Source organism: Bradyrhizobium algeriense, assembly GCF_003062295.1.
Lineage (GTDB): Bacteria > Pseudomonadota > Alphaproteobacteria > Rhizobiales > Xanthobacteraceae > Bradyrhizobium > Bradyrhizobium algeriense.
In genome coordinates, this window is record NZ_PYCN01000086.1 from 1 (window position 1) to 6,932 (window position 6,932).

At 59.9% G+C, this 6,932-nt stretch carries 6 protein-coding genes and 4 pseudogenes; 5 read left to right on the top strand and 5 right to left on the bottom strand.

Features of this window, described 5'->3' with window-relative positions; translation table 11 throughout:
- Together C7G61_RS41770 and C7G61_RS47170 are read right to left on the bottom strand one after the other, a co-directional pair.
- On the bottom strand, positions 1–243 hold a 243-nt coding region (locus tag C7G61_RS41770; protein ID WP_145963806.1), incomplete at its 3' end, for a helix-turn-helix domain-containing protein.
- 156 nt (positions 244–399) lie between these two features.
- Entirely contained in the window at positions 400–720 is a 321-nt protein-coding gene (locus tag C7G61_RS47170) for a transposase (RefSeq protein WP_420836844.1), read from the bottom strand.
- Positions 721–1,395: 675 nt separating this feature from the next.
- On the opposite strand from C7G61_RS47170, the pseudogene C7G61_RS46765 reads away from it, so the two are divergent.
- Positions 1,396–1,569: pseudogene (locus C7G61_RS46765) on the top strand (hypothetical protein); the annotation flags it as partial.
- 535 nt (positions 1,570–2,104) lie between these two features.
- On the opposite strand, the gene C7G61_RS45380 reads toward C7G61_RS46765, so the two are convergent.
- Positions 2,105–2,260, bottom strand: a complete 156-nt coding sequence (locus tag C7G61_RS45380) for a hypothetical protein (RefSeq protein ID WP_190242256.1) — start codon at positions 2,258–2,260, stop codon at positions 2,105–2,107.
- Here C7G61_RS45380 and C7G61_RS41790 point away from each other — a divergent pair.
- From C7G61_RS41790 to C7G61_RS41800, 3 genes and pseudogenes are all read left to right on the top strand, one after another.
- Positions 2,232–2,495, top strand: a pseudogene (locus tag C7G61_RS41790) (transposase); the annotation flags it as partial. The gene C7G61_RS45380 and the pseudogene C7G61_RS41790 overlap by 29 nt on opposite strands.
- Before the next feature lie 52 nt (positions 2,496–2,547).
- Positions 2,548–2,649, top strand: a pseudogene (locus tag C7G61_RS46770) (hypothetical protein); the annotation flags it as partial.
- A gap of 64 nt (positions 2,650–2,713) precedes the next feature.
- Positions 2,714–3,997, top strand: a complete 1,284-nt coding sequence (locus C7G61_RS41800; RefSeq protein ID WP_108523317.1) for a recombinase family protein — start codon at positions 2,714–2,716, stop codon at positions 3,995–3,997.
- 151 nt (positions 3,998–4,148) lie between these two features.
- Here the strand turns inward: C7G61_RS41800 and C7G61_RS41805 are convergent, their stop codons facing one another.
- Positions 4,149–4,757, bottom strand: coding sequence for a VirC2 family conjugal transfer protein (locus C7G61_RS41805; RefSeq protein WP_108523318.1), 609 nt, complete (start codon positions 4,755–4,757; stop codon positions 4,149–4,151).
- A 2-nt stretch (positions 4,758–4,759) separates the two neighbouring features.
- A complete protein-coding gene (locus tag C7G61_RS41810; RefSeq protein ID WP_108523321.1) occupies positions 4,760–5,455 on the bottom strand; it encodes a conjugal transfer ATPase VirC1 in 696 nt (231 codons plus the stop codon).
- A gap of 297 nt (positions 5,456–5,752) precedes the next feature.
- Here C7G61_RS41810 and virD1 point away from each other — a divergent pair.
- Positions 5,753–6,169, top strand: a pseudogene (virD1, locus tag C7G61_RS41815) (T-DNA border endonuclease subunit VirD1).
- Positions 6,170–6,932 lie beyond the last annotated feature (763 nt).

Sequence of the window (6,932 nt, forward strand, 5' to 3'; positions counted from 1 at the left end):
TTCGATCGCCAGCGCCACCACTGCCGCTTCGATCTCAGGCGCGACACGGTTCTTGAGGATCGGCTTCTTCCGGCTGATCTCGGCAAGCGCCAGCTCGCCGCCTTTGTCGTACAGTTCCTTGAACCGGTAGAAGCTGTCGCGACTATATCCCATCATCTTGCAGGCCTGGCTGACATTGCCCAACTGCTTGGCCAGTTCCAACACCCCGACCTTCGCGCGAATGACTTTCTGCTCTTGTGTCATGGTTGCATCTCCTGTGTGAGACGCTGCGGGGCAGCGCGGGAGCGCCAGTTCGGGTGAGCGCTCCCGCTCGCCCCGCAGCTCCATTCCCCACCAGTCCAAACCATTCTGTCAGATTAAGTCGAGACTTTTACACCTTGAGGTCGGGCCGCAGCGCTATCATCGATCGCCTCTGAGCACCGACAGAACCGTGGAAAGCGTCACAACATCCACTCCTGGCTCGACCCGGATGATCGCCCCGTTCACCTCGATCTCGACCACCCCGCAGGCCTTGGCCGGCCGCGCGCTGACTTTCAAGGGTCTCGCCTGCGCCGACGCGACGCCGTCGCTCTCGGCGCCAATCTGGATCGGCACGAAGCTCGGCGCCTTGCCGACCATCGCCGTAACCTGGCCTCGCCACACCGTGAGCAGCCCGCGGGAAACGCCGTTGCGCCGCGCCACCTCGGAGATGTTAGCACCCTCCTCAAAACTCTCGGCCACGATCCGGGCCTTCTCCTCGCCCGTCCATCGTCGCCGCCGGCGCTCCCCGGTGATCACCTCGACACGACGATAGGAGTCACGGATGACTGCCGCACGTAGACATAGGCCAACTTGGCTCGGTGCGCAGTCGTGAGCCGCTCGTCAGCGACGGTCGAGCTGATCAGCACGACCCAGTCCTCTTCCGGGCGTGCCGGGAACCGCTTGCATTCGCCGCAGCAGCGTGGCGAGGATTTGAGCGATCTGGGTTTGCGTCGCGGTCGACAGATTCGGCCACAGGCGCGGAATGTCGGCCGGACGGCCAGGTGGATTTGCCAACGTCGGTAGGGGTCGATACGCAACGCGACCTGGAAGCGGTCGGTGGGTCATCGCGAATCACCTTCTCGTCGAGAAGGCTCAGACTCGCGCTCAAATGTTGCATCAATGGGATCAGCGTACGTGCACTGATGCGCGGCAGATCGGCGGCGTTTGGGCGGGAAGTGATCGTCTCGGCAAGATCCGTCGACGCGATCCGAACCGCCCGCGGCCGGCCGTCCGGCAGCGCGACAAGGACGTAGGCGGGACCGCGCCCCGACCGCTCCTTCAGCACCTCAAGCCGGTGCCCAAAAAGAAAATGATGGGGGTCAGTGATCGTGACGTGAGACACGACCCGCTCAAGAATAGGGGTACTCTGACGTGTTCGGCGAGCCCACCGTCGGCGACGCCGTGCTGGATCGTATTGTCCACAACGCTTATCGGATCGAGCTCGACGGCCCGTCTATGCGCAAGCTCAAAGCCGACGAGGAACGGCTGGCGCCGGCCGCGGCCACACCGCCAGCCAACGGCAAGCCGCCCACGGGAGCAAAAATATGAAGCGCATCGCCAGCCCACCGGCCGCCCCCGTGGGTCAACAGGGACCTCCCGCGCGCGCTGCTGCGTCAGCCGTGGGGGCACTCCGCAGCGCGCGCGGGTCCCTCCTGTCGACTACGGGGACGGCCTCCACCGCGCTTGACGTCGAGCCAAAACACTGAGATCAGAAAATGCACCTGACGGCACCATCACACTGGTCGCGATCGATCGGAATGGGTGGTCACAATCCGTCGTAGCGGGGGGTCGCGATCGTCGGAATACGCAGTAGTTGGGGTGCTTCTCTGTTGAGGCTCTTGCTGAACCAACCCGGTGCGGCGCTTCGTTGATGGGGCAAGCGTGAACGCAGCCAGGCTTCCGCCGGATCCATCCGTCGTCCGTGAAGGACGCGGATTGCGATGCCGTAGGTGGTCCTCACCGCACCGATCTTTGCCAGCCGCGATCCACGGCAGCAGGCGCGGGTCGTTCGAGCCTCAATGACGACGAGCTTGCGTCCGATGTCATCCGACCATGGTTTGTCGGCCGTGAAGAATCCTGATTTTCAGGCTGGATTGACCCGTGGTTTGGCGAGGGTGGCGATGATTTGCCACAACAAGAGCCTGAGCCAGCAGATCAGGCGGCGGAAGTTATAGCCGACGGCGGCGAGGATGGCGTTGATGGCGTCGCCTTCGTTCGCCGAACGGGAGGAGATCGCCATTTTGCGCGCGCAGGGCCAGGGAGTGCGAACTATCGCGCGTCAGCTTGATCGCCCTCCATGCACGATTTCTCGTGAGCTCCGGCGCAATGCGGCGACCCGCGGCGGCGCTCTAGATTATCGAGCGACCACGGCACAATGGCACGCTGATCGGTCGGCCCGGCGGCCAAAGCCAGCGAAGTTGGCAAATAATCCCGTCCTGCGAGATTATGTGCAAGACAGGCTTGCCGGTATGATCGCGTCTCGGTTGGGATGATACCAATATTGATGTCGTTGATGCCGACCTTGGGTTGAGTGGATCGACAGCCGCGCATCGCGAGGGCTTCAAGGACGTTATCGCCCGCGTCACATTGGGTGAAATCGGAATCATTCTCTCCTACGAGGTGACACGTCTCGCGCGCAACTGCTCTGATTGGTACCCGCTACTCGATCTGTGCGGCTACCGGCAATGCCTCATTGCGGGATCGCGACGGCGTCTACGATCCTGGCTCAACCAATGGGCGCCTGTTACTCGGCTTAAAGGGCACAATCTCCGAAGTGGAGTTGCACACACTGCGCGGCCGTCTGACGGCGGGGCTGCGCGCCAAGGCCGAGCGCGGCGAGTTGACGTTACTGTTGCCGGCGGGTTTGGAGCGTGACGCCAATGGCGTGGCATCGAAGGATCCGAGCAGGGAGGTGCAGCAGCGGATATCACTGGTTTTCACGACATTTCTGGAGGGAGGCTCCGTGGGCAAGGTAATCCGGTCATTCCGAGATCGTGCGCTCTCCATACCGCGGCGGGACCGGTTCGGCGATATTGCGTGGCGGACACCATCAGCCAGCATGATTTCCGGAATTTTGAGGAATCCGGCCTATGCTGGCGCTTTCGTCTATGGCCGTACCAAGTCCTGCCGCACGACCTATGCACGTGGTAAACTGAAGACGGCTCGCTGCCCAATGGCAGAGTGGAAGGTAGTAGTAAAGGACCGCTATCCTGCATACATCGATTGGGATGGCTTTGAGCGGATCCAGGCCATGATGCGCGATAACCATGCCGAATACCAACGCAATCAAACGCGTGGCGTGCCCCGAGAAGGGGCCGCTATCTTGCAGGGCATCACCTGGTGCGGCCGGTGCGGCCACAAGATGTCGATACAATACAAGGGCGGGTCTCGCTACGTCTGCAATTCCCTGTTGAACCACCAAGGCAAGACGCTATGCCAGCATCTTCCCGCCGATCCAATCGACGCACAGGTGGTGGCTGCTTTCTTTGCAGCGATCGCTCCCGCTGAGGTGGAGGCCTGGAGGCGTGCGCTCAATGCGCGGCAGCAGACTGACGAAGCGCTTGATCGCGCCGAAGAGCAGCAGGTTGAGCGACTGCGCTATCAGGCACTTCTGGCCGAACGACAGTATAATCGGGTCGATCCTGACAATCGCCTCATCGCCGCTGAGCTGGAGCGGCGATGGGAAAGAGCGCTACGCGAACTCCGGCAGGCTGAAGAGGCGCTGACCACCCGCCGAGCCACGAAGAGCAAATCAGCCACGTTGACCCCAGAGGAGCAGAATGAGTTTCTTGCGCTTGGTCCACACTTGCCTGAGCTCTGGCAGCGGCCTGATGTGAGCCGGGCAGATAAGAAGCAGTTATTACGAACGCTGATTGACAAGGTTGTTCTCCACCGCATCACGCGCGATCGAATCGCGGTCCGGATCGTCTGGTGTGGTGGCGAGATATCCGAACTGGAAGTCGAGCCGAGGGTCTGAGCGAACGCAAGCGCTCGTCGATAGAGAAGGCTCGACCCCAATGCCAAGCACGGAACTAAAATCATTATTTTGGATCTTGGTTGCGTCATACATGGTGTGGGCGCCAAGGAGCGAGTCGGCACGGGAGCAATCTCTTCAGGCGGAAAATGGATCAACGACAGGACTGCGTCTCTGCTGCGAAAAAGCATGCGAGCGCTGCAGTAGCCAGTTTGTGTCCAAAGGTGCGGGCCGTCTCCAGCCGAATTGGATCAAAGTGAGTCCGAGCAACTTGCACGGGCGCTATCGGAAACATGCGCGAGGTCTGGACGACTATACCCGCTCGGGAATCCGGGTCCAGGATGGGGTAGCTCTTCGGTGCCGAACGAAACGATCCTTCCTTCAGCATGGTCTCGTAGTCATCTAGCGCTCGACGGAGGATCATTTGTAACGATTTTACAGGACTGCATCGTAGGCTGAGGCTGTCAAAAATTGGCGATACCTCAGGCGCCGGCGGTCGTGCCCAGAGAAACACCTGAATTGTTTCCGGGGCAATCGTCGGGCGAAGTGCGTCTACCGTCGATATCGGGTGTTGATCGATGCGGCGTCGATGCCTCACCGGGGATGGCCGGCGCAGCGGGTCTGCCGGATCGACAGTCCTGAGCCGCTGCGGTGAAGCCGAGTCGTCGGCGGTGTCTGACACGTCCAGACGCTCAATCTTGAGCCGGGCGGCAGCGCGCTGCTTGGCTTCTTCCACGGACAAGCTGGGCTTGCGAATTCCCACCGTCAGCCCTCCAACGCTAGATCCAGCAACTTGGAAAGCGTAACGAGCTCTTCCATTGCGATGCTCAGGTTGCGTTCGACAAGACGCATCATCGGCTCGGTTCTAAGGTTGTCCAGCGTCAGATGCAGCATGCCCCGCTCCTTCATTGCGGCAAAGGCATCTCGCTCGTACATCGGACACTGTACAAGGGGAAGGCTTGCGAGCATATCCGAAATCGCGCGCAGCGAGGTGGTGAGGCGACCAACCGGTACACGTTGGCGCAGCACGGCTGTGGGAATCACTAAGTTCTCGCCCATCAGAAGCTCAATAACATACCGATAGGTGGAAAGCGCTTCGTCGATGTCGAGCGGGGTCAACATGATCGGAATCAACAGAAAGTTCGAGCTTGCGATGATAGTGTTATTCAGCTCGCTAGAGCCGCCCTGGGTGTCGGCTAATGCATAGTCGAAGCCCTGACGTTCAGCTCCCTCGTATGCGGCCTCGAGAAGCGACATTTCGTCTGCGACGAAAATCTCGCACCGCGGATCCCAGGCATTGCTTCGTAGTGCGTTGTCTTTCCATCGCGTTAGGGGCCGGTTGTTGTCGGCTTCGAACAAGGCGACGCGTCTACCGCTACTCGCGTAGGCAGCACACAGTCCCATGAGCGCTGTCGTCTTGCCTGCGCCTCCCTTGAAAGAGCAACACGTCAAAAGCTTCATGTGTCGTCCGACCCTTGTCGTGAAAAGAAGATAGAGGGGTAGTGTCGTACATCCGTTTGTTTGAAGTATTGTGCAGCGAAAGGCGAGTGGGAATTGATTGTGTTTAGCGACGTACAGAGTTTGCATTGATTGCAAATGTAACGGAGAAACGTTGATAGCGACCTTGATCAGAGCGCGACGGTATATAGCCTTTGAGTCATGCTGGTGGATAGTCCCGTAGGGAGGCCAGGTCTGGTTTCTTCTGCTCTTCATGGAGGAAATGCTATGTCTCACGGTACTGAGCCCGCCTCGCGCGAAATGGCCAGTCGACAACGTCGGCGCGTGGAAGGGGAAAGGTTCAAGGTTGTCAGCACCCGACTACGATCCGCTGAATACGAGAGCTTTTCTCGGCAGGCGCGCTTACTCGGGTTGACCGACAGCATGGCCATACGAGTTGCCGTACGACGAATTGGCGGCTTCCTGGAAATCGATGCTGGGACACGCCGATAAATGGAGAGAAGTCTTCAAGCGATTGGGGCGCTTTCTCGCAACGTTGCCGCGCTCGTGGCCGCTTATCGGGAGAACCGATCCACGAATATTGAGGCCCTGCGGATCGAGCGCGTCGCGTTCGACGAGGCGTTCGCCGATCTCGATAGTTTGCTGCGTTCCATCCTGTCGGTGTCGCGCCGGCGGGCTGATGGATGCTCCATGTTGAAAAATGCGGTGGAGCAATAGTGGCGCACGGACGTGAGTGCACGTTGGATGTCCGCTGTATCTCAGGTAGTCATTCGTATCGTTCCGAGTGGCAGCGGCGGTACACCCCTGAACAGATGATCAGGCAATGGGAGTATCTTAGTCGGAAGGGTAAGCTGGAGCTTCACCTATCTGCCCGACATCTCGATAGTCCCCTGAGACCGGACAAAATACCAGAAACGGCGCGAAGCTGGGCCTTGGAGACCAGCAACTATATCGAGGACCTGCCGGACGAAGAGCGGGATCAGGACCAAACGAGGTCAGTACAATTTTGCTGCCGCGTTCCATACGGATCGCGACCATCCGCACCCCATGTGGGTGTCAATCGCCGGGAACTCCTGGGACAAGGAGTGGCGGAAGAGATCCCGTCGGCACTCGCGCTTGAACTATGAGGCCCTGCGCACGGAGATGGCAGAGTTCTCGCGGGATCATGGCATCATACTCGACGCGAGTGCGCGAGCGGAGCGCAGTATCACGGAGCGAGATGCTATCGACCATCGTCGACATGGGCAGCAGGACCTCATCGCAGTTGGCGACGAGCAACGAGGGGAAGAGCACTCAAATCATCCGGATGTGGACGACGGAGAAGTGCATGAACGTACACGTGCATGAGACGAGAGAGCCGGCTCCGCAAATTTGAACAGGTCGGTAAGTGGAGTTTCTGCCTGACAGCGGGCACGCTGGTGCCTGCGAATCAGGAGCGACGATGAGCAGACGAGCACGCCGAAACCACACACCGGCCTTC